We start from the raw sequence: 19,911 nt of genomic DNA on the forward strand, positions 1-19,911 counted from the left end.
CGTGTCGCGCCACAGGTCATGCGACCTGTCGCGCTACCGGGAAGGGGACCGCCATGGAATGGCTGACCAGCCACAAGATTCCGCTCGGCCGCTGGATCGAGGACGGCGTCGATGTCGTCTACGAGCATAGCTTCTGGTTCTTCGATGCGATTTCCACGGGACTGGGCTTCGTCATCGAGGGGCTGATCGCGATCCTGCTCTGGCTGCCGGCACTGCTGCTGATCGCGATGATCGCCGGGCTCGCCTTCGCGCTGCACCGGAACTGGCGGCTGCCGCTGCTGATCGTGCCGGCCCTGCTGCTGGTCGCCAACATGGGCTACTGGGAAGAGATGGTCGAGACGATCGCCCTGGTTCTCACCTCGACCGCGGTCTGCGTGCTGATCGGCGTGCCGCTCGGGATCGCCGCCGCGCACAGGCCGTGGTTCCAGGCAGGCCTGCGTCCGGTCCTCGACCTGATGCAGACGATCCCGACCTTTGTCTACCTGATCCCGACCATGGTGTTCTTCGGCCTTGGCGTCGTGCCCGGCCTGATCTCGACCGTGGTCTTCGCCATGCCGGCGCCGATCCGGCTCACCTATCTCGGTGTCTCGGGCGTTCCCCGGGAACTGATCGAGGCGGGCGAGGCGTTCGGGGCGACGCCGGGCCAGCTGCTCCGCAAGGTCGAGCTGCCCTACGCCATGCCGGCGATCATGACCGGCATCACGCAATGCATCATGTTGTCGCTGTCGATGGTGGTGATCGCGGCGCTGGTCGGCGCCGACGGGCTCGGCAAGGAAGTGGTGCGGGCGCTCAACAGCGCCGATATCGCGCGCGGCTTCGAATCCGGCCTCGCCATCGTCATCGTCGCGATCCTGCTCGACCGGATCTGCAAGCGCGCCGATCCGGGCGCCGGCGGGCGCTGACCATGGCCGTACTCGAGTTCAAGTCCGTCGACCTGATCTTCGGCCGCGCCTGGCAGGAGGCGCTGTGCTTGGTCGACGAGGGCGCCGGCCGCGAGGCGGTGCTGGAGAAGACCGGGGCGGTGGTCGGCGTTCACGACGCCAACCTGGCGATCGAGGAGGGCGAGATCTGCGTCCTGATGGGACTGTCCGGGTCGGGCAAGTCGTCGCTGCTTCGCTGCATCAACGGCCTGAACCCGATCACCCGGGGCGAACTGCTGATCGACGACGGCGGCCACCGGATCGACATCGCCAGTTGCGACGCGGCGACACTCCGCCGGCTCAGGACCGACCGGATCGCGATGGTGTTCCAGCAGTTCGCCCTGATGCCGTGGCGCACGGTGGCCGAGAATGTCGGCTTCGGTCTCGAGCTGAAGGGCGTGTCGAAGGTCGAGCGCACCGCCCGGGTCGCCGAGAAGCTCGACCTCGTCGGGCTGTCGCAATGGCGCGACAAGTACGCCCATGAACTGTCCGGCGGCATGCAGCAGCGGGTCGGCCTGGCCCGCGCCTTTGCCACCGACGGCGACATCCTCCTGATGGACGAACCCTTCTCGGCGCTGGATCCGCTGATCCGCCAGCATCTTCAGGACGAGCTGATGGAACTGCAGCAGCGTCTGAAGAAAACGATCGTCTTCGTCAGCCACGATCTCGACGAGGCGATGAAGATAGGCAGTCATATCGCGATCATGGAATCGGGGCGGATCGTGCAATATGGCCGGCCCGAGGAAATCGCGCTCAACCCGGCGAACGACTATGTCGCCCGTTTCGTGGCCCACATGAACCCGATGAATGTCCTGCGCGGCGGCTCGCTGATGACGCCGCTCGCGGCTCTTGCGGAGACCGGCGGCGCGCTTCGCCTCGGCGCCGGCGGCCGCGTTGCCTTGCGGCTCTCCGCCGATCGCCGGCCGGAACGGCTGACCCTTGCCGGCGAGACGGTCACACTGCGGCACTGGGACGGCAGCGGCGAGGGCGGGGCGGCGGCCTGGCGGGACAGCGTCGTCGCCGCCTCGGCCGATATCACCATGGGCGAGGCGATCCTGATCCGTCACATGAGCGGCAATCCGGTGCTGCTGGTCGAGGACGGGCAGATGATCGGCGTGGTCGGCGACGAGGAAATCTACCGGGGCCTGCTGCGCCAGACCGGCAAGTCGGAAGGCGGGCGTCGGGACGCGAACCGGATGGGGGACAACCGTGACGGATGACGATGTCGGCCGTTTGCGGGCGGCGATCGAGGCGGCGGAGCGGGTCGTCGTCTTCACCGGCGCCGGGATCAGCACGGAATCGGGCATTCCGGACTTCCGCAGCCCGGGCGGCATCTGGGACCGCATGAAGCCGATCCAGTTCCAGGACTTCATGGCCTCCGACGAGATGCGCCGCGAAGCCTGGCGCCGGAAGTTCGCCATCGACCCGACGCTGGCCGCGGCCCGACCCAACCGCGGCCACCGGGCGGTCGCCGAACTGGTTCGCCGCGGCAAGGCAGGCGCCGTCATCACCCAGAATATCGACGGCCTGCACCAGGCCTCCGGCATCCCCGAGGAACGGGTCATCGAGATCCACGGCAACACGACCTATGCGAAATGCCTCGATTGCGGGCTTCGCGTCGAGCTCGATGACATTCGTCCGGCCTTCGAGCGGTCCGGGGAGCCGCCCGACTGCCGCGCCTGCGGCGGGATCGTCAAGACCGCGACGATCTCGTTCGGCCAGCCGATGCCGCCCGACGAGATGCGCGCGGCGGAGCGCGAGAGCCAGTTCTGCGACCTGTTCATCGCACTCGGCTCGTCGCTCGTCGTCTTTCCGGCGGCCGGTCTGCCGGTGCTCGCCAAGCGGAGCGGGGCGGGCCTGGTGATCGTCAACCGGGAGCCGACCGACCTCGACCAGATCGCCGACCTCGTCCTGCACCGGGAGATCGGCGCCCTGCTGGGCGAGGCGGTCGGCATCGACTGATCGTCCGGCGGTGCCGGAAACCGGTCGACCGCCGGACTGTCACCATCCTGGCGCATGATGGCTGCCAGGCGGATCGATCCTGCCCTTGCCTTTCCCGATATTTTGGTGCATCCGGCACCGTCGAGCCATGAACGAGAACCGCCCCACACCGACCCGTCTTGCCCTCTTGCTGGCCAGCATCGCGCTGCCCGTGGCGCTCGTGCTCGCGGCGCTCGTCGCCGCCGGCGAACTGAGCGTGCATGCGGCGCTCCTGGGAGGCGCGGCGATCGTTCTCGTCCTCGGCCTGTTCGGCGTGAAGTTGCTGCAGGATCTCTGGTCGATCATCGCCTATGCCGGCACGCTCAGCCAGCTGCCGCCCTCTGCGGAATCGCCGCCGCCGCCGTCCCTGCGGCTGGCGCCGGAGGAATTGCGGGCGGTGGTGCGCCGGCTCGAACGCGGCCGGGCGATCGCCCGCGAACGCCTGCAGGCACAGGCGGCGGCCGAACAGGCATTGCTCGACGAATTGCCCGACGCGATCCTGATCGTCGGCGGCGACCGCCGGCTGCTCCGCGCCAATCGGCGCGCCCGGGCATTGTTCGGCAACACGATCGACGGGCGCGACATCGCGATGGCCATTCGCCATCCGGCCATCCTCGAGGCGGTCGACGCGACTGCCGCCGGCCACAAGGACAGCCTGAGCTTCGAGCTGTCGCTGCCGGGCAGCGTGAAGCGGGAGTTCATGGCCTATGTCCGGCGCCTTCCGGACGCCGATGCCGGCGGAGCGGCCGCGGTGATCGCCCTGCACGACCTGACCTCGGTCAAACGGGCCGAACAGATGCGCGCCGATTTCGTGGCCAATGTCAGTCACGAATTGCGCACGCCGCTGTCGACCATCATCGGTTTCGTGGAGACCCTGCGCGGTCCGGCCCGCGACGATGCGACGGCGCGCGAACGGTTTCTTTCCATCATGGACGAGCAGTCCGCCCGCATGGCGCGGCTGATCGAGGATCTGCTCTCGCTCTCGCAGATCGAGCTGGTCGAGCACGAGACGCCCTCGACGCCGGTCGACATCTGCGACACGATCCGGACCGTGATCAAGATGCTGGAGGTGACCGCCGCGGAAAAGGCAATGCCGCTCGAAACGGATTTCGAGACCGGCTTGCCGCCGGTCAGGGGCGACAACGACCAGCTTGTCGAGGTCTTCCAGAACCTGATCGAGAACGCGATCAAGTATGGCGAGAAGGAAACCCCGGTGACGATCACCGTCCGGCGCGAGGGCAGCCGCATCGCCGCGGCCGTCACGAATCGGGGCGAGCCGATCGCGCGCGAGCATCTGCCGCGCCTGACCGAACGCTTCTACCGGGTCGACAATGCCCGCTCGCGGCGGCTCGGCGGTACCGGGCTCGGGCTTGCCATCGTGAAGCATATCGTCAACCGGCATCGCGGCTCTCTGGCCATCGATTCGGGCGCGGAACAGGGCACGGTCTTCACTGTTTACTTCCCGGCCCGCTGACCGCCAGGCGGCGGACCGGGAACCCGGCGGAGCGCCCGGATTTCCGCGCCGCGACGGCCGTCATCAAAGTGTCATGTCCCTGTAATAGACCCGACACCGGGCACCGGTAGCACGGTCTCACCAGGCGGCATCACCGGCCCGTACCGTTCAAGACGGCGGGCGCTGCTCCGCGAATATGGAGAGATAAGTCATGAAGAAGATTCTGAGCCTTGCGTTGCTCGCCACGGTCGCCGTTGTCGGGGCCGCCGAGGCCCGCGACCAGATCCGCGTCGTCGGTTCCTCGACCGTGTTCCCGTTCTCGACCGCGGTGGCCGAGACTTTCGGCAAGACCTCGGGCTTCAAGACCCCGGTCGTCGAGAGCACCGGCTCGGGCGGCGGTCTGAAGCTGTTCTGCGCCGGCGTGGGCCCGGAGCATCCGGACATCACCAACGCCTCGCGTCGGATCAAGGAATCCGAGGTCGAGCTGTGCGCCAAGAACGGCGTCAAGGAGATCACCGAGGTCAAGATCGGCTTCGACGGCATCGTTTTCGCCAATTCCAAGGCGACCGCGGAAGTCGATCTCAGCCTGAAGGACATCTTCCTCGCGCTGGCCAAGGAAGTGCCGGTCGACGGCAAGCTGGTCGCCAACCCGTACAAGACCTGGAAGGACGTCAACCCGGCCCTTCCGGCGACCAAGATCGAGGTTCTCGGCCCGCCGCCGACCTCCGGCACCCGCGATGCCTTCGTCGAGCTCGCCATGGAGGGCGGTGCCAAGCAGATCGAGATGCTGGCCGATCTCCGCGAGTCGGACAAGAAGGCCTTCAGGGCGGTCGCCCATTCGATCCGCGAGGACGGCCACTACATCGAGGCCGGCGAAAACGACAACCTGATCGTCCAGAAGCTCGAGGCCAATCCGGACGCTTTCGGCGTCTTCGGCTACAGCTTCCTCGACCAGAACTCCGACAAGATCCAGGGCAGCGCCATCGGCGGCGTCACCCCGACCTTCGAGAATATCGCCGGCGGTGACTACAAGATCTCCCGCTCGATGTTCTTCTACGTGAAGAAGGCGCATGTCGGCACCATCCCCGGCATCAAGGAGTTCGTCGGCGAGTTCACCAGCGAGGATGCCTTCGGCGAATTCGGCTACCTGACGGACAAGGGGCTGATCCCGCTGCCGGAAGAGGAGCGCGCCAAGGTTCGTGACGAGGCCGTCAGCATGCAGTCGCTGACGATGTAAGACCAGGCCGGTGGCGGGCGCTTCCGGATCGCCGGAAGCGTGCCGCGCCGGTTCTTGCCTGTCGCGCGCAGGGAACGTTACAACGGGCCGTCGCGCGCGGCCGCAAGTTTCCGGAACGAGAAGCGGATCCAGTAACATGCCAGTGTCCACACTCGCGATCGTCCTCGTCCTGATGGCGCTTTCGGCCTTCTACATGGGTCGGCGCCGGGCCACTGCCGCCCAGGCGAACGGCGGCTACCGGACGAGTTCGCGGCCGCATCATCACGGCCTCTACCTGGCGATCTGGGTGGCGATCCCCGCGGCGCTCGTGGCCGCGTTCTGGCTGTTGATCCAGGGCTACGTGATCGACAGCATCGTCCTTGCCGATCTCCCTCCCGCCTACGCCGACATATCTCCCGACCGGCTCAACCTGCTGCTGCAGGAGATCCACTCGGTGGCCGGCGGCGGCATCGTCGGCCGCGAGGTCGACGACGGGCTGCGCCTGCTCGCCGAACGCTACCATGACCTCAGCATGATCGGCGACGCGGCCCGGCTGGTGCTGGTGCTCGGCCTCGCGATCGGCGCCTTCGTCTTCGCCCTGCGCCGGATCTCGCCGCGCCTGCAGGCCCGCGAACGGGTCGAGAAGGTCATCATGATCTTCCTGATCGTCGCTTCGACGATCTCGATCCTGACGACGGTCGGCATCGTGCTGTCGCTGCTTTTCGAGACGATGCGTTTCTTCGACAAGGTGCCGATCACCGAATTCCTGTTCGGCCTCAACTGGAGCCCGCAGACGGCGCTCCGTTCCGACCAGGTCGGCTCGTCCGGCGCCTTCGGCGCGGTCCCGCTGTTCGCCGGCACGTTGCTGATCACGCTGATCGCGATGCTTGTCGCGGTGCCGATCGGGCTGATGAGCGCGGTCTACATGACGGAATTCGCCAGCCCCCGCTTCCGCGCCACGGTCAAGCCGCTGCTGGAGATCCTGGCCGGCGTGCCGACCGTGGTCTACGGCTTCTTCGCGGCACTGACCGTCGGCGTCTTCTTCCGCGACCTGGGCGACGCGATCGGCCTCGACATCGTCTCGGAAAGCGCGCTCGCGGCCGGCGTAGTCATGGGCGTGATGATCATTCCCTTCGTTTCCTCGCTCAGCGACGACGTCATCAACGCGGTGCCGCAATCGCTGCGCGACGGCTCCTACGGGCTCGGCGCGACCAGGGCCGAGACGATCCGCCTGGTCATCCTGCCGGCCGCGCTGCCCGGCATCGTCGGCGCCGTGATGCTGGCGATCAGCCGGGCCATCGGCGAGACGATGATCGTCGTGATGGCCGCCGGCTTCGCCGCCAACCTGACCGCGAACCCGCTCGAGGCCGTCACCACCGTCACCGTGCAGATCGTCGGCCTGCTGGTCGGCGACCAGGAATTCGACAGCGCCAAGACACTGGCGGCCTTCGCGCTCGCGCTGGTGCTCTTCCTGGTGACCCTGGGGCTCAACGTCATGGCCCTCATGTTCGTCCGAAAGTATCGAGAGAAATATGACTGATCAGGCGATAAACGAGAGTGGTTCGGAGAGCGTCAGGTCGTCGACCGTCTCAGACGATGCCTTCCGGGGTCGCCTGAAGCGCCGCCACGCCGCCGACCGGCGTTTCCGGCTGATCGGTCTTGGCGCCATCCTGGTCGCACTGACCATGCTCGGCATCATCCTCGTCAGCATCGTCGGCAAGGGCTACACCGCCTTCGTTGCGACCGAGATCATGCTGACCGTCGATCTCGACCGGTCGGTGATCGATCCGAAGGGCACCGGCGACCCGGCGGTCATCGGCGCGGCAAGCTACGGCAAGCTCATCCGCGATGCGATGATGGCGGCCTTTCCCGAGGTCAAGGAGCGGCGCAAGCTGCGCTCGCTGTTCGGTCTGGTATCCGGCGAAGCCTCGCACGAAATCCGCCAGTACGTGCTCGACAACCCGGACGCGATCGGAACACGTCAGGCGTTCTGGTTCCCGGCCGACGACAACATCGACATGCTCGTGAAGGGACATATCGATCGCAAGTCGGCGGAAGGCGACCGCAAGGTCAGCAACGACGAGATCGCCTGGGTCGAGCAGCTCGAAGCGAGCGGCGCCGTGCGGACCGTGTTCAACAGCCGTTTCTTCAGTTCGGGCGACAGCCGGGAACCGGAGATCGCCGGGGTCTGGGGCGCGGTCGTGGGATCCTTCTTCATGCTGGTGGTGACGCTGCTGCTGTCCTTCCCGATCGCCGTCATGACGGCAGTCTATCTGGAGGAATTCGCGCCGAAGAACCGCTGGACCGACCTGATCGAGGTCAATATCAACAACCTCGCCGCGGTGCCGTCGATCGTCTTCGGCCTGCTCGGTCTCGCGGTCTTCCTGAACGTCATGCACCTGCCCCGTTCGGCGCCGATCGTCGGCGGCCTGACGCTGGCGCTGATGACGCTGCCGACGATCGTCATCGCCGCGCGGGCGGCGCTCGGCGCGGTGCCGCCGTCGATCCGCCAGGCGGCGCTCGGGATGGGCGCCTCGCCGATGCAGACGGTGTTGCACCACGTGCTGCCGCTGGCCATGCCAGGCATCCTGACGGGCACCATCCTCGGCATGGCGCGGGCGCTTGGCGAGACCGCGCCGTTGCTGATGATCGGCATGGTCGCCTTCATTGTCGATATTCCGAGCGGGGTGATGGATCCGGCGACGGCGCTTCCGGTGCAGATCTACCTCTGGGCCGACAGCCCGGAACGGGCGTTTGTCGAGAAGACGTCGGGCGCCATCATGGTGCTCCTCGGCTTCCTCATCTTCATGAATGCAATCGCGGTGCTGCTGCGCAAGCGATTTGAACGACGCTGGTAAGGGAAAAAGCATGTCACAAGCATTGGCCGATCGCACTGCCCGCACCGGCGTTCCGGACGACGATATCGCTGTCAGCGGCCGCGACATCTCGGTCTTCTACGGCGAGAAACAGGCCCTGTTCGACGTCGATATCGATATTCCGCGCCAGCAGGTGACCTCGCTGATCGGTCCCTCCGGCTGTGGCAAGTCGACCTTTCTGCGCTGCATCAACCGGATGAACGACACCATCCCGGGCTGTCGCGTGACGGGCGAACTGTTCCTCGACGGGGAGGATATCAACAGCCCGAGGATCGACGTGGTGCAGCTTCGCGCGCGGGTCGGCATGGTGTTCCAGAAGCCGAACCCGTTCCCGAAATCGATTTACGACAACGTGGCCTACGGGCCGCGCATCCACGGCCTGGTGAAGAATCGCGGCGAGGCCGACGAGATCGTCGAGCGGAGCCTCGAGAAGGCCGGCCTGCTGAAAGAGGTGAAGGATCGCCTGCAGGAGCCGGGGACCGGGCTGTCGGGCGGCCAGCAGCAGCGTCTCTGCATCGCCCGGGCGCTGGCCGTCGGGCCGGAAGTGCTGCTGATGGACGAGCCCTGCTCGGCGCTCGACCCGATCGCGACGGCCAGGATCGAGGAGCTCATCGAGGAGCTCAAGGCGAACTACACGATCATCATCGTCACCCATTCGATGCAGCAGGCCGCCCGCGTCTCGCAGAAAACGGCCTTCTTCCATCTCGGGCAACTGGTGGAGGCGGGCCTGACCGAGAGGATCTTCACCAGTCCGGAGGACGAGCGCACTCAGGGTTACATTACCGGCCGCTTCGGCTGAGGGGGAGGATTACCCGATGAATGAGAAGGGTCATATCGTCAAGTCGTTCGACACCGATCTGACGGAGATATCGAACCTGGTGATGCGCATGGGCGGTCTCGCCGAGGCGCAGCTCGCCATGGCCATCGACAGCCTGGTCAAGCGCGACAGCGAGCTTGCCCAGCAAACGGTCCAGGGCGACGGCAAGGTCGACGAGCTGGAGCGCGAGATCGACAACATGGCGGTGCGGATGCTGGCGCTGCGCCAGCCGATGGCCGCCGATCTGCGCGTCGTCATCGCCGCGCTGAAGATCTCCACGATGCTGGAGCGGATCGCCGACTACGCAGCCAACGTGGCCAAGCGGGTCATCGCCATCAACAAGCTGCCGCCGATCCGCCCGTCGCACGCGGTGCCGCGCATGGCACAGCAGGTGCAGGCGATGATCAAGGACGTGCTCGACGCCTACCAGAACAACGATTCGGACCTCGCGATGCAGGTCTGGCGGCGCGACGCGGAGGTCGACGAATCCTACAACAGCCTGTTCCGCGAATTGCTGACCTACATGATGGAGGACCCCCGCAACATCGGCGGTTGCGCCCATCTGCTGTTCATGGCGAAGAATATCGAGCGGGTCGGCGACCTGACGACCAACGTCGCCGAGATCATCCACTACCAGGTGCACGGGCACGAGCCCGAGAAGGCCCGGCCAAAGGGCGACGAAACGAGCTTCGCCACCGTGACGATCGACGACAAGGCCGAGGGAAGCGAATGACCGCGCGCATCCTGATCGTCGAGGACGAGCCGTCGCTGGTCGCGTTGCTGCGCTACAATCTCGAATCCGAAGGCTATCAGGTCGACGAGGCGTCGGACGGCGAGACCGCCCTGCAACTCGTCCAGGAGGGGCCGCCGGACCTGCTGCTGCTCGACTGGATGCTGCCCGAGGTCTCGGGCATCGAGATCTGCCGGCGGCTGCGCGCCTCCAGCGAGACCAGGAACCTGCCGATCATCATGGTGACCGCGCGCGCCGAGGAGAACGACCGCATCCGCGGGCTCGACGTCGGGGCGGACGACTATATCGCGAAGCCGTTCTCGCCGGCCGAACTGCTGGCACGGATCCGTGCCGTGTTCCGCCGGATCCGGCCGGCGCTCGACAGCGAGGTGCTGACCTACCAGGACATCGTGATGGATCTCGCCGCCCACAAGGTGCGGCGCAGCGAGCGCGAGGTCCATCTCGGACCGACCGAATTCCGGCTGATGCGCTACTTCCTCGAACGTCCGGGCCGGGTGCTCACACGCGAACAGCTGCTCGACGGGGTCTGGGGTCGCGACGTCTATGTCGAGGAACGCACCGTCGACGTTCATATCCGGCGGCTGCGCAAGGCGATGAACGGGGAGGACGAGATCGACCTGATCCGCACCGTCCGGGCCGTCGGCTATGCGCTCGACGTTCCGGCGATGGCCGAACGCTAGGCGCTCAGGCCTCCCTCGCTCCCCGGGGCGTGAGCCAGCGGCTCATCACGAACACCGTTTCGACCGCGTAGCCGATCCGCTCGTAGAAGGCCCGGGCCGCATCGTTTCCGTCGCGCACCATCAGTTCGACCTTGGGCGCGCCGAGCCCGGCCAGCCATTGCTCGGCATGCGCCACCATCCGCCGGCCGAGGCCGGTGCCGCGATGGCGCGGCGCGACCGCGAGATAGTAGATCCAGCCACGATGCCCGTCGAAGCCGCACATCACCGTGGCGACGATCTCCCCGGCCGGTTCCGCGGCGACGAAGAGCGCCGAAGAGGGGTTGCGCGCGCAAAGCGCGATGTCGGCCTGCGGATCGTTCCAGGGCCGGGTCAGGGCCGCGGCATCCCAGAGCGCCACGATGGCGGAAATGTCGTCGTCCCGGAAGGGGCGTGGCGCGGGGCTCTGCACAATCCCGGCGGCCCGCCGCGGCCTCAATCGACCTTGACGCTCTGCTTCCGCAGGCGGTCAAGCAGGGCATCGACGCCCTGCGGCGAATTCTGGATCACCGAGCCGAATTCGGAGCGGTGCGTCAGGGCCATCGATACGCCTTCCACGGCGACATCGACGATCAGCGGCTTGCTGCCGTCCTCTCGGACCCGCCAGTCGACCCGGAGCGGCGGACGCTGGCCGCGCTTGATCACGGTATTGACCGAGGTTTCCTTCTCGTTCAGCTCGGTCGCGCCGGTGATCTCGAAGGTCTCGCCGGAATACTCGCCGAGCCGCGCCGCATAGACGCTGAGGACGTAGGATTCGAACAGGCGGCTGAACTCCTCCTGCTGTTCCTCGCTGGCCTGGCGCCAGTAGCGGGCCAGCACGAAGCGACCGATCCTCGGCAAATCGAAATCCCGCTTCAGCAGGGTTTCAAGGCCGGCGATCCGCTCGGACGCATCGAGCTTGTCGTTGCTGAGCAGGGCGATCGCCTCGTCGCCGAGGTTGCGGACGAATTCCCGCGCCTGGTCGGCTCCGGCATGGGCGAGGCCGGCGCCCATCAGCCCGGTCACAAACAGGAGCGTGGCGACGGCGCGAAGCATGCGGTGGAACATCGGTCGATCTACTCCGCCGCCGCCTCGGAAATCGTCTCGGCGTCAAGATCCTCCTGGAATTCGAAGGATATCGTCGCCGTCTCATCGAGCGGCGCCGGCGCGCCGTTACGAATCTCGTCGCCGCGACGCTGGCGGTAGAGCGAGCGGAGCGTGGCATAGAAGTCGATGGCGTTGCGTTCGATATCGTCGAGCGTCTCGAGGTTCCGCGCCCGGTAGTCGACCGCGTCGACGGCGCTGCGAACCATGATGAACTCTGCCGCCTCGTTCCGCCGCAGCCAGTTGTTCCACGGGTCGACGTAATATTCGAGGGCCGTGCCCGCGAGCTTGCGCGGTGAACTCGGCCCGAGGACCGGAACGACAAGATAGGGGCCCTCGGGAATGCCCCAGACCGCGAAGGTCTGGCCGAAGTCCTCGTTGTGTTTCTCCAGGCCGAACCAGCTGTCGGCAACGTCGAACAGGCCGAACACGCCGATGGTCGAATTGACCGCGAAACGCCCCACGGTGGTCCCGGCGCGGTTCACCTCGCCCTGCAGCAGGTCGTTGGCGAAGATCACCGGGCCGCGCAGGTTGTCGAGGGCGTTGCGCACCGAATCCTGGACCGGATCGGGCAGGGTGCCGCGATAGATCTCCGCGACCGGGCGCAGCAGGATCTGGTCGAGGAAGCGGTTGACCTCGAAGAAATAGCGGTTCATCGGCTCGAGCGGGTCGTTCGCCTCGTTGTAGGCGGCGACTGCCTCCTGGTCGTCGCGATCGGGCATGCTGGCGCAGGCCGACAGCGTCAGCGCCATCATGGCGGCGAGCCAGATGCCAGGTCGGAAAAGGATTTTCGCAGCAGAGAGCATATACCGGCTCAACTCTTGTTGTGCTTACGCGATCATTCTCGGACGCCGTTGCGACGCCATCTCTCCGGTGCTTTCATCCACCCCGCAGACTCAGACCCGTTGGCCGGATTACGGGCGTACGAAGCCATGCGGAGATTATCCTACGACTAATCTCACGACTCGATCGGTAGCATATAGCCACCCTGTCGACCAGTAAATGGCAGGCTGGGGCGGTATATTCGATAGGTCTGTTGCGGAAATGCCGCGGCGATTAACGAATTCGAATCCTTCATTAATTTCAGCAATCAAAGGCGAAATGATACATTTTTGCATCATATCGCAGGGAAACGCTGGCGATCGGGCGGCGGCCGTCGCGCGGGTTGCGGCGCCATGGCGTCCGGATCCGCGGCCGGGGATTAACCATGTGGGAAAACCGCGATCCGGCTGGCGTGCGCCGGATCGTCGCCGCGGGTTGCCGCCGGTGCGGGGAATCGCCGCGAATCTCCGTCTGGCGACACCGTCCCGGGCTATACAAAGACATAAAGATATGTTTATATGTAATTCGGAGATGCCCCGCGTCGCGGGCAAACGGCGAATGCGAGAAGAGGTCGGCAATGGAAGCACTGCTACAGGCGCTGAAGGCGGCGGGCGAACCGACGCGGCTTCGCCTGCTGGCGTTGTGCGCGCGGGGTGAACTCACGGTCACCGAGCTTACCCAGATTCTCGGGCAGAGCCAGCCACGCATTTCCCGCCATCTTAAACTGCTGTGCGATGCCGGCCTGCTGAACCGCTTCCGCGAGGGCAGCTGGGCTTTCTATCGGCTGGCCCATGCCGGGCCTGGCGGGGAGATCGCCGAGCGGCTGATCGGGCTGATCGATGACGACGATCCGGCCCGCCGCCGCGACCTGGCACGGCTGGACGACGTCAAGGGCGAACGCGCCAGGGCGGCGGCGGCCTACTTCCGTGCCAACGCGGCCCGCTGGGACGAGATCCGCACGCTCTATATCGCCGAAGCCGCGGTCGAGGAGGCCCTGCTCGAATTCTTCGCCGACCGCGAGATCGGCAATTTCCTCGATATCGGCACCGGCACGGGGCGGATCCTGCAGGTTTTCGGGCCGCGTGTCGGCCAGGGAATCGGCATCGACATGAGCCACGAGATGCTGGCCATCGCGCGTGAAAGCCTGGAACGGGCCGAGCTTCGCAATTGCCAGGTGCGCCATGGCGACATGTACCATCTGCCGCTGGAGGACCGGTCGGTCGACGCCGTGGCGATCCATCAGGTGATGCATTTCGCCGACGATCCGCAGGCGGTGATCCGCGAGGCGGGGCGGGTGCTGCGTCCGGAAGGCCGGCTCGCGATCGTCGATTTCGCGCCCCACGATCTCGAATTCCTGCGCACCGAACACGAACATCGCCGGCTCGGCTTCGAGGACGGCGAGGTCGCCGAATGGTGCAGCCTGGCCGGGCTTCGGCCGATTCCACCCCGGCGGCTCGACGGCGAGCCGCTGACCGTTTCGCTCTGGGCGGCGGAGAATCCCGCCCGGGATGTCCCCGCGACTGCAGTTCAAGGATAACCGCGAATGATCAACCTTGCCGGAAGGCCGCTGCGCGACATGGAGGACCGCCTGTCGCTGGCGCGCGCCAATGCTCGGCTCCGCGTGTCGTTCGAGTTCTTCCCGCCGGCGACCACGACGATGCGTGACAGCCTCTGGCGCGCGATCACCCGGCTGGCGCCGATGCGGCCGACCTTCGTTTCGGTCACCTACGGGGCCGGCGGTTCGACCCGGGAACGCACGCACGAGACGGTTCACCGGATCCGTCGCGAGACCGACTTGGAACCGGCCGCCCACCTGACCTGCGTCGACACCTCGGCCGGCGAGATCCGCGACATCGCGGCCCGCTACTGGGACGAGGGCATCCGTCACATCGTCGCCTTGCGCGGCGACCCGCCGGAGGGCGGCGCGTCCTTCCGGCGCCACCCGGACGGCTATGGTTCGGCGGTCGAACTGGTTGCCGGGCTGAAGAAGGTCGCGGACTTCGAAATCAGCGTCGCCGCCTATCCGGAAATCCACCCGGAGGCGCGCTCCAGTCTTGCCGATATCGACTTCCTGAAGGCAAAGATCGACGTCGGGGCGAGCCGCGCGATCACCCAGTTCTTCTTCGATCCGGACTGCTATTTCCGCTTTCTCGACCGGGCGCTGGCGCGCGGAATCGAGGTGCCGATCGTGCCGGGAATCCTGCCGGTCAGCAATTTCCAGAAGGTCGCCGAGTTCGCCGGCCGCTGCGGCGCCAGCGTGCCGGCCTGGCTCGCCCATCTGTTCGAGGGGCTGGACGGCGATCCGGCAACCCGGCAGCTGGTCGCGGCAATGGTCGCCGCCGAGCAGATCCGTCGTCTGCAGGCCGGGGGCATCAGCGATTTCCATTTCTACACGCTGAACCGGGCCGACCTGGTCTATGCCATCTGCCATGCCCTGGGCCTGAGGACCGCGACGCAGGAGGACGATGTCCGCGAAGCCTGCTGAACCGGGAGATCGGGGGGCGCCGATACGCCTCAGGCGTCGAGCGGTTCGGCGAGGTTGAGCAGGCTCGGCGCGGTCTCGATGATTCTCTCGAGGATCGTCTGCGCCTGGGCCAGGCTGGCCCGGATATCGTCCGAAATCCGGTCGGCGAAGCGCGGGTCTTCCAGCGCTTCCTTCGATTGTTCGAGCCGGCGCAGCTCGGTCATCAGCATTTCCTTGGCACCGATCGGCAGCAGCGTCGAGCCGGACAGGACCATGAAGAACCGCACGCTGGCGTTGATCAGCCCGTGCAGGGTGACGATCCGGAGATTGTCGAACTGGATCTCGAGATCCGACAGGGTCGCGGCGTCGAGTTCGACATTGGCGAGGCGGTCGGGAATGAGCGAGGCGAGGGTCTCGAACTGCGAGACCTTGCGGCGGAAGTCGTCATACATCTCGAAGCTGTGCTTGGTCGCCTCTTTCTCGGCACGATCGGCAAGCCGGAGAATCTCGTTGGCCTGACGTTCGAGCGCGCCGATCAGATCGGTCACCTCCGATTTCGTGTATTTCTTCCTGTCTACGCCGACGATCGCCATCCGCTGCCCGATAGTTCAGAACTCACTGGTAAGCGCAGACTAGGGGCCAATGGCGAATATTTCCTTACTGGAAAGCAATCGGCGCCTACCAGGGCAGCGCCTTTCCCTGATAGTCGAAGAAACCGCCGTGCCGGGCCGGTTCGAAACCGTCGATCAGCCGGCGGAGTCCGGCGACGCTCTCCTCCGCCTCGATCGTGGCGCCGGGGCCGCCCATGTCGGTGCGGACATAGCCGGGATGGACGATCAGCACGCCGAAGCGGTCCCTGAACTCGATCGACAGCGAGCGCGCGGCCATGTTCAGCGCCACCTTCGAGGTCCGGTAGGGAACCGCGTTGGTCGCCGCCAGATTGCCGATCGACCCCATCGTCGAGGACAGGAAGACGACCAGGCCGTTCTCGGCCCGGCCCAGCGCATCGGCAAGCAGCCGGGTCAGGCGATAGGGCGCCTGGCAGTTGACGCGGAAGGCCTCGCTCCACGCCGCTTCGTCCGGGATCTCCCCGCCCGGTCGTGCCGGGCCGATGATGCCCGCGTTGTTGATCAGCAGGTCGAGACTGCTCTCCCCGAGCGCCCCGGCGAGCGCCGCGCCGTCGCGCGCGCTGGTCACGTCAAGGCGGTGCAGGTGAAGCTCGCCGGGACTCCCGGCGGCCAGCGCCATCAGGGTCGTCGCTTTCTCCGGCGTCCGGCAGGCGGCGTGCACGCGCCAGCCGTCGGCCAGGTAGCGGCGGCAGAATTCGAGGCCGAGGCCGCGGGCGGCGCCGGTGACGAGAACGGATTTCATGTCGGGCATTGCGAACGGTATCCCTGGGCTGGCGTCGGATCGGTCCGCGCCGCCTCAGACTTGTGGCGGTTTCGCGGGCGGCGCGGGCGGCCGGCCCGAGAAGCGCCGGTAGATCGGCGACAGCACGGCCGGCAACATGTACATCGGCAACTGGCCCATGGCGAAGAAAACGATGACCTCGAAGCTCGCCTTGTCGGCCAGCACCGCCAGCACCAGGCCCATGTTGCAGTTGCCCGACAACAACCCGATCGTCATCGCGTCGCGCCCCCCGAATTTCAGGAAGAGCAGCGAGCTGACCCCTTGCAGGACGAGGTTGGCGAGGAAGGCGGCGACGATGCAGGCGACCACGTAGATCGGGCGCTGGAAGGTGAATTCCGTGACCCCGTCCATGATCGCGAGCGCGAAGACCAGCATGGCGAGGACGGCGCCGGCGTCGAGGCTGGGCGCCTGCCGGCGCAGCCAGGCCGGCCCGGCGATCTTGCGGGCGATTGCCGCGACGATGAACGCGCTGCCGATCAGCCCGCCGAGGCGCAGCATGAACTCGAGGAGAGAGATCTGCAGTTCGAGGCCGAGCAGGGCGAGCGCGATCAGCGGCAGCGTGAACGGCGCCAGCACCATGCAGACGATGACGGCGACCACGACGAGTTCGCCGTTCAGGCCGACGAACAGCGCGATCGCCGCCGCCGAGACGATCGGCGGGGCCGCTGTCATGAGGACGAGCGCGGTCTGCAATCCGCCGCCGATGCCGAGCGCTTCCGTGACCAGATAGGCCGCGACCGGCGAGACGATCAGCGCCCAGAAGGTGATCAGCCCGATCATCACCGGGCGACCGACGTAGCTGCCCATGATCTGCCAGTCGAGCCGCATCAGCGCGATGATCAGCGGCAGCAACAGCATCGGCACGAGCATCGGTCGCGCCAGCTGGGCGAGCGGCGGGATCGCGAATCCGACGAGCACGCCGATGGCGAGGATCTTCGTGCCGTTCCGGCCGGTCCAGTGCAGCAGTTGAAGCGGCGACATCGGGTTCCGTGCAGCAGGGCGCGACTGCGCGTATGAGGAGACAAGGTGCGAAAGAACGCGCGTGAGAGGATCTGGGCGTTCAATCGTGATTAGCGGGTTTCTCGTCGCTCTGCCAGTCCCTGCAACGGCAAGCTGTTGATCGGGGACAGGGCGCCGCTCGGTCGCCCGGCGGTTGCAAATCGCGGGATTCGGCATAGGCTGATGCGCCATGGACAAGGCGGGCAGGCATGATGCCGGCGATCCGGCGCTGGGCAGCCTGGCGGGCGAGGAATTCCGCGCCGGCCGGGGCGGCGCGCTCGCCGGCGCCGAACTCAAGGCGTTGAACCGGCTGGACGACCGGCAGGCGCTGCTTTCGGTCGCCGTCGACGTCGCGATGATCGCCGTCACCGCCTGGGTCGCGCTCCGCTGGTGGAGCGCCTGGACGGTCCTGCCGGCGATGCTGGTCATGGCCTCGCGCCAGCATGCCCTGGTCATCATCGCGCACGAGGCGGTCCATTACCGGCTGTTCTCGGGCCGTCTCGCCAACGAGATCGTGGGCCGGCTGGCCGGTTACGCGGTCGGCATCTCGATGTGCACCTACCGGGTCGTGCACCGGCTGCATCACAACCATCTCTACGGGCCGTCGGACCCGGACATGCCGCTGATGGCCGGCTACCCGCGTGGCCGGCTCTATCTCGTCCGGAAGCTGGCCAAGGACCTCTGCGGTCTCGGCGCCTGGCGCAACTTCGCCTATTTCTTCGGCGCGCCGGGCCTCAACCGGGAAACCGGCGCCGCGGCGCGGCCGCTCATCGATACCTCGGAGCGGCTGGGACGGCAGGCGCTGGCCGATCGATGGGCGATGCTCGCCGTTCAGGCGGGGCTGCTCGGGCTTGCGCTCTCAGGCGGCTGGTGGCGTGAGTACCTGCTGCTCTGGGTCGTCCCGCTGCTGACGATCTTCCAGGTGCTGCTCAGGCTCAGGGCGGTGCTGGAACATGGCGCGCCGGCCAATCCGGCGGAGGTCCGCCAGGCGGCCCGCACAAACCATTGCCCGGGCCCGCTCCGCTGGCTGCTCTTCCCGCACGCGGTGAACTACCACCTGGAGCATCACCTCTATCCGGCGATCCCGCACTACAACCTGCCGAAGGCGCACGCGCTGCTCGCGGCGCGCGGTTTCCTGGACGATGCCGAGGTCAGGCCGGTCGGGGCGACGCTGCGCCGGATCTTTGCTGATCCGGTGCCCGATCCGAATCCGGACCCGGAATCGCCTCCGGGCCCGGCTTCGGGACAGACTGCCTAGAAGACGAGGCGGGTACCGACGATCCCGAACAGGTTGTCGCCATCGGTGCTGACGCCGCCGGCGGTCGCGCCGTTGACGTCGTCGTAATATTGCACGCCGCCAAACACGGTGACCCCGAGGCCGAGGGCGTAGCTGGCGCCGACCTCGACGCCGTCGGCGCTGTCGAGGCCGTCGGTATCGCGATGGACAAAGGCGACGCCGGTCGTCCAGGGGCCGCGTTCGTAGCTGACGCCGACGGTATACTCGGTGATGTCCGCGCCCGAGACGCCGCCCCGGTTGTCAAGCTGGCGATAGCCGGCACCCAGCTTGAACTGCTTCCAGCCGAGGTTGCCGCCCACCGTCCATTCCCGCGGATCCTGGCGGGTCGGGCCGCCGGATTCGGCGTCGCCCCAGCCGTAGCTGCCGGACACCGCGACCTTGAAGTCGCCGTAGGTGCGGACGTAATTGGCGCCGAGTTCGACCACGTCGCCGATCGTGCCGTCGGAGAAATCGTCGAACTCGCTGCCGCTGTAGGTGCCGCCGCAGCCGCCTTCCTCGCAACGGTCCGGGGTGTAGGAGGCGCCGAGCTGCAGGCCGGCGAAACGCGGCGAGAAATAGGTGACCTTCTCGGAATCCGTGGTCAGGTCGACGCCGCGCGTGGTGAAGTTGATGCCGACCGGCGAGAAGACCGGGTCGTCGAAGCCGTAGCCGGGGATCGGCATCGGCGCGGTGACATGCATCAGGTAGGCGGCGGAATTCTCCGACCCGATGTTCAGCCGGCCCCAGTTGCCGGCCAGGTAGATATAGCTCTCGTCGATCTGGTCGCCGCAGGTCTCGGCTTCGAGCTGGACGTTGACGCCGACCGTGAGGCCGTTGTCGAGCGTCGTCTCGCCGGTGAAATGGATCTCGCCCTCGCGCGCCAGATGCCGGGACCGGCGCCCCGCGTCATTGTCGTAGTCGGATACGACGAAGGTCCCGTAGAAGTAGCCGCCGACGCCGATCCGGATCGGCTCATCCGCGCCCGCCGTACCGGCGAGGGCGGAAGAGGCGAGCAGCGCGGTGGTTCCGAGAAGCACGGAGCGGGTAGACATCGGCGAATTCCTGTTGCTGTGTACCGGCCGAACGGCCGAGATGACTTTCGAGGTTCCACTTAGGGCAACAAAGCGG

The 19,911-nt window shown here is 66.7% G+C and carries 20 protein-coding genes; 13 read left to right on the forward strand and 7 right to left on the reverse strand.

Features of this window, described 5'->3' with window-relative positions; all coding sequences use genetic code 11:
* Positions 1 to 53: 53 nt before the first annotated feature.
* The 10 genes from choW (at position 54) to phoB (ending at position 10,693) form a co-directional block, all read left to right on the forward strand.
* Entirely contained in the window at positions 54 to 902 is an 849-nt protein-coding gene (gene choW, locus OCH7691_RS07380; protein ID WP_085882699.1) for a choline ABC transporter permease subunit, read from the forward strand.
* 2 nt (positions 903 to 904) lie between these two features.
* Positions 905 to 2,140 (forward strand): choline ABC transporter ATP-binding protein, encoded by a 1,236-nt coding sequence (choV, locus tag OCH7691_RS07385; protein ID WP_085882700.1) that lies wholly within the window; start codon positions 905 to 907, stop codon positions 2,138 to 2,140.
* On the forward strand, positions 2,130 to 2,882 hold the full coding sequence (locus OCH7691_RS07390; RefSeq protein WP_085882701.1) for an SIR2 family NAD-dependent protein deacylase: 753 nt from the start codon (positions 2,130 to 2,132) through the stop codon (positions 2,880 to 2,882). The genes choV and OCH7691_RS07390 overlap by 11 nt, the downstream gene beginning before the upstream one ends.
* Before the next feature lie 127 nt (positions 2,883 to 3,009).
* Complete coding sequence (locus OCH7691_RS07395; RefSeq protein WP_085882702.1) at positions 3,010 to 4,374, forward strand: sensor histidine kinase; 1,365 nt, start codon at positions 3,010 to 3,012, stop codon at positions 4,372 to 4,374.
* Between the two features lie 190 nt (positions 4,375 to 4,564).
* The gene (locus tag OCH7691_RS07400; protein ID WP_085882703.1) at positions 4,565 to 5,590 is read left to right on the forward strand and encodes a PstS family phosphate ABC transporter substrate-binding protein; all 1,026 of its coding nucleotides are present in this window, start codon (positions 4,565 to 4,567) and stop codon (positions 5,588 to 5,590) included.
* Positions 5,591 to 5,726: 136 nt separating this feature from the next.
* Entirely contained in the window at positions 5,727 to 7,109 is a 1,383-nt protein-coding gene (gene pstC, locus OCH7691_RS07405) for a phosphate ABC transporter permease subunit PstC (protein ID WP_085882704.1), read from the forward strand.
* Positions 7,102 to 8,427, forward strand: coding sequence for a phosphate ABC transporter permease PstA (pstA, locus tag OCH7691_RS07410; RefSeq protein ID WP_085882705.1), 1,326 nt, complete (start codon positions 7,102 to 7,104; stop codon positions 8,425 to 8,427). The genes pstC and pstA overlap by 8 nt, the downstream gene beginning before the upstream one ends.
* A gap of 10 nt (positions 8,428 to 8,437) precedes the next feature.
* Complete coding sequence (gene pstB, locus OCH7691_RS07415; protein WP_085882706.1) at positions 8,438 to 9,244, forward strand: phosphate ABC transporter ATP-binding protein PstB; 807 nt, start codon at positions 8,438 to 8,440, stop codon at positions 9,242 to 9,244.
* Between the two features lie 16 nt (positions 9,245 to 9,260).
* Positions 9,261 to 9,995 (forward strand): phosphate signaling complex protein PhoU, encoded by a 735-nt coding sequence (phoU, locus tag OCH7691_RS07420; protein WP_085882707.1) that lies wholly within the window; start codon positions 9,261 to 9,263, stop codon positions 9,993 to 9,995.
* Positions 9,992 to 10,693 (forward strand): phosphate regulon transcriptional regulator PhoB, encoded by a 702-nt coding sequence (phoB, locus tag OCH7691_RS07425; RefSeq protein ID WP_085882708.1) that lies wholly within the window; start codon positions 9,992 to 9,994, stop codon positions 10,691 to 10,693. Before phoU ends, phoB begins: the two co-directional genes overlap by 4 nt.
* Positions 10,694 to 10,697: 4 nt before the next feature.
* Here phoB and OCH7691_RS07430 read toward each other — a convergent pair whose 3' ends face one another.
* The 3 genes from OCH7691_RS07430 to OCH7691_RS07440 are packed head-to-tail and all read right to left on the reverse strand — an operon-like array spanning position 10,698 to position 12,618.
* Positions 10,698 to 11,141, reverse strand: a complete 444-nt coding sequence (locus tag OCH7691_RS07430) for a GNAT family acetyltransferase (protein WP_217807843.1) — start codon at positions 11,139 to 11,141, stop codon at positions 10,698 to 10,700.
* A gap of 23 nt (positions 11,142 to 11,164) precedes the next feature.
* On the reverse strand, positions 11,165 to 11,776 hold the full coding sequence (locus OCH7691_RS07435) for an MlaC/ttg2D family ABC transporter substrate-binding protein (protein WP_085882709.1): 612 nt from the start codon (positions 11,774 to 11,776) through the stop codon (positions 11,165 to 11,167).
* Between the two features lie 8 nt (positions 11,777 to 11,784).
* Positions 11,785 to 12,618: an MlaA family lipoprotein gene (locus tag OCH7691_RS07440; RefSeq protein ID WP_085882710.1), complete on the reverse strand. Its 834-nt coding sequence runs from the start codon at positions 12,616 to 12,618 to the stop codon at positions 11,785 to 11,787.
* Between the two features lie 593 nt (positions 12,619 to 13,211).
* Here OCH7691_RS07440 and OCH7691_RS07445 point away from each other — a divergent pair.
* Positions 13,212 to 14,171 carry an ArsR/SmtB family transcription factor gene (locus OCH7691_RS07445; protein ID WP_085882711.1) on the forward strand — a complete coding sequence of 320 codons (960 nt, stop codon included), beginning with the start codon at positions 13,212 to 13,214 and terminating at the stop codon, positions 14,169 to 14,171.
* A gap of 6 nt (positions 14,172 to 14,177) precedes the next feature.
* Complete coding sequence (metF, locus tag OCH7691_RS07450) at positions 14,178 to 15,119, forward strand: methylenetetrahydrofolate reductase [NAD(P)H] (RefSeq protein WP_085882712.1); 942 nt, start codon at positions 14,178 to 14,180, stop codon at positions 15,117 to 15,119.
* Positions 15,120 to 15,148: 29 nt separating this feature from the next.
* Here the strand turns inward: metF and OCH7691_RS07455 are convergent, their stop codons facing one another.
* The 3 genes from OCH7691_RS07455 to OCH7691_RS07465 form a co-directional block, all read right to left on the reverse strand.
* Entirely contained in the window at positions 15,149 to 15,646 is a 498-nt protein-coding gene (locus OCH7691_RS07455) for a hypothetical protein (protein WP_139839572.1), read from the reverse strand.
* A gap of 130 nt (positions 15,647 to 15,776) precedes the next feature.
* Complete coding sequence (locus OCH7691_RS07460; protein ID WP_085882714.1) at positions 15,777 to 16,478, reverse strand: SDR family oxidoreductase; 702 nt, start codon at positions 16,476 to 16,478, stop codon at positions 15,777 to 15,779.
* Positions 16,479 to 16,523: 45 nt separating this feature from the next.
* Positions 16,524 to 17,489 (reverse strand): hypothetical protein, encoded by a 966-nt coding sequence (locus OCH7691_RS07465; protein ID WP_085882715.1) that lies wholly within the window; start codon positions 17,487 to 17,489, stop codon positions 16,524 to 16,526.
* A 208-nt stretch (positions 17,490 to 17,697) separates the two neighbouring features.
* Between OCH7691_RS07465 and OCH7691_RS07470 the strand changes: the two genes are divergently transcribed.
* Complete coding sequence (locus OCH7691_RS07470; protein WP_085882716.1) at positions 17,698 to 18,765, forward strand: fatty acid desaturase family protein; 1,068 nt, start codon at positions 17,698 to 17,700, stop codon at positions 18,763 to 18,765.
* Here OCH7691_RS07470 and OCH7691_RS07475 read toward each other — a convergent pair.
* Complete coding sequence (locus OCH7691_RS07475) at positions 18,762 to 19,835, reverse strand: porin (protein ID WP_085882717.1); 1,074 nt, start codon at positions 19,833 to 19,835, stop codon at positions 18,762 to 18,764. The genes OCH7691_RS07470 and OCH7691_RS07475 overlap by 4 nt on opposite strands.
* Between the last annotated feature and the right edge of the window lie 76 nt (positions 19,836 to 19,911).

Source organism: Oceanibacterium hippocampi (genome assembly GCF_900172325.1).
Classification (GTDB): Bacteria; Pseudomonadota; Alphaproteobacteria; order Sneathiellales; family Sneathiellaceae; genus Oceanibacterium; species Oceanibacterium hippocampi.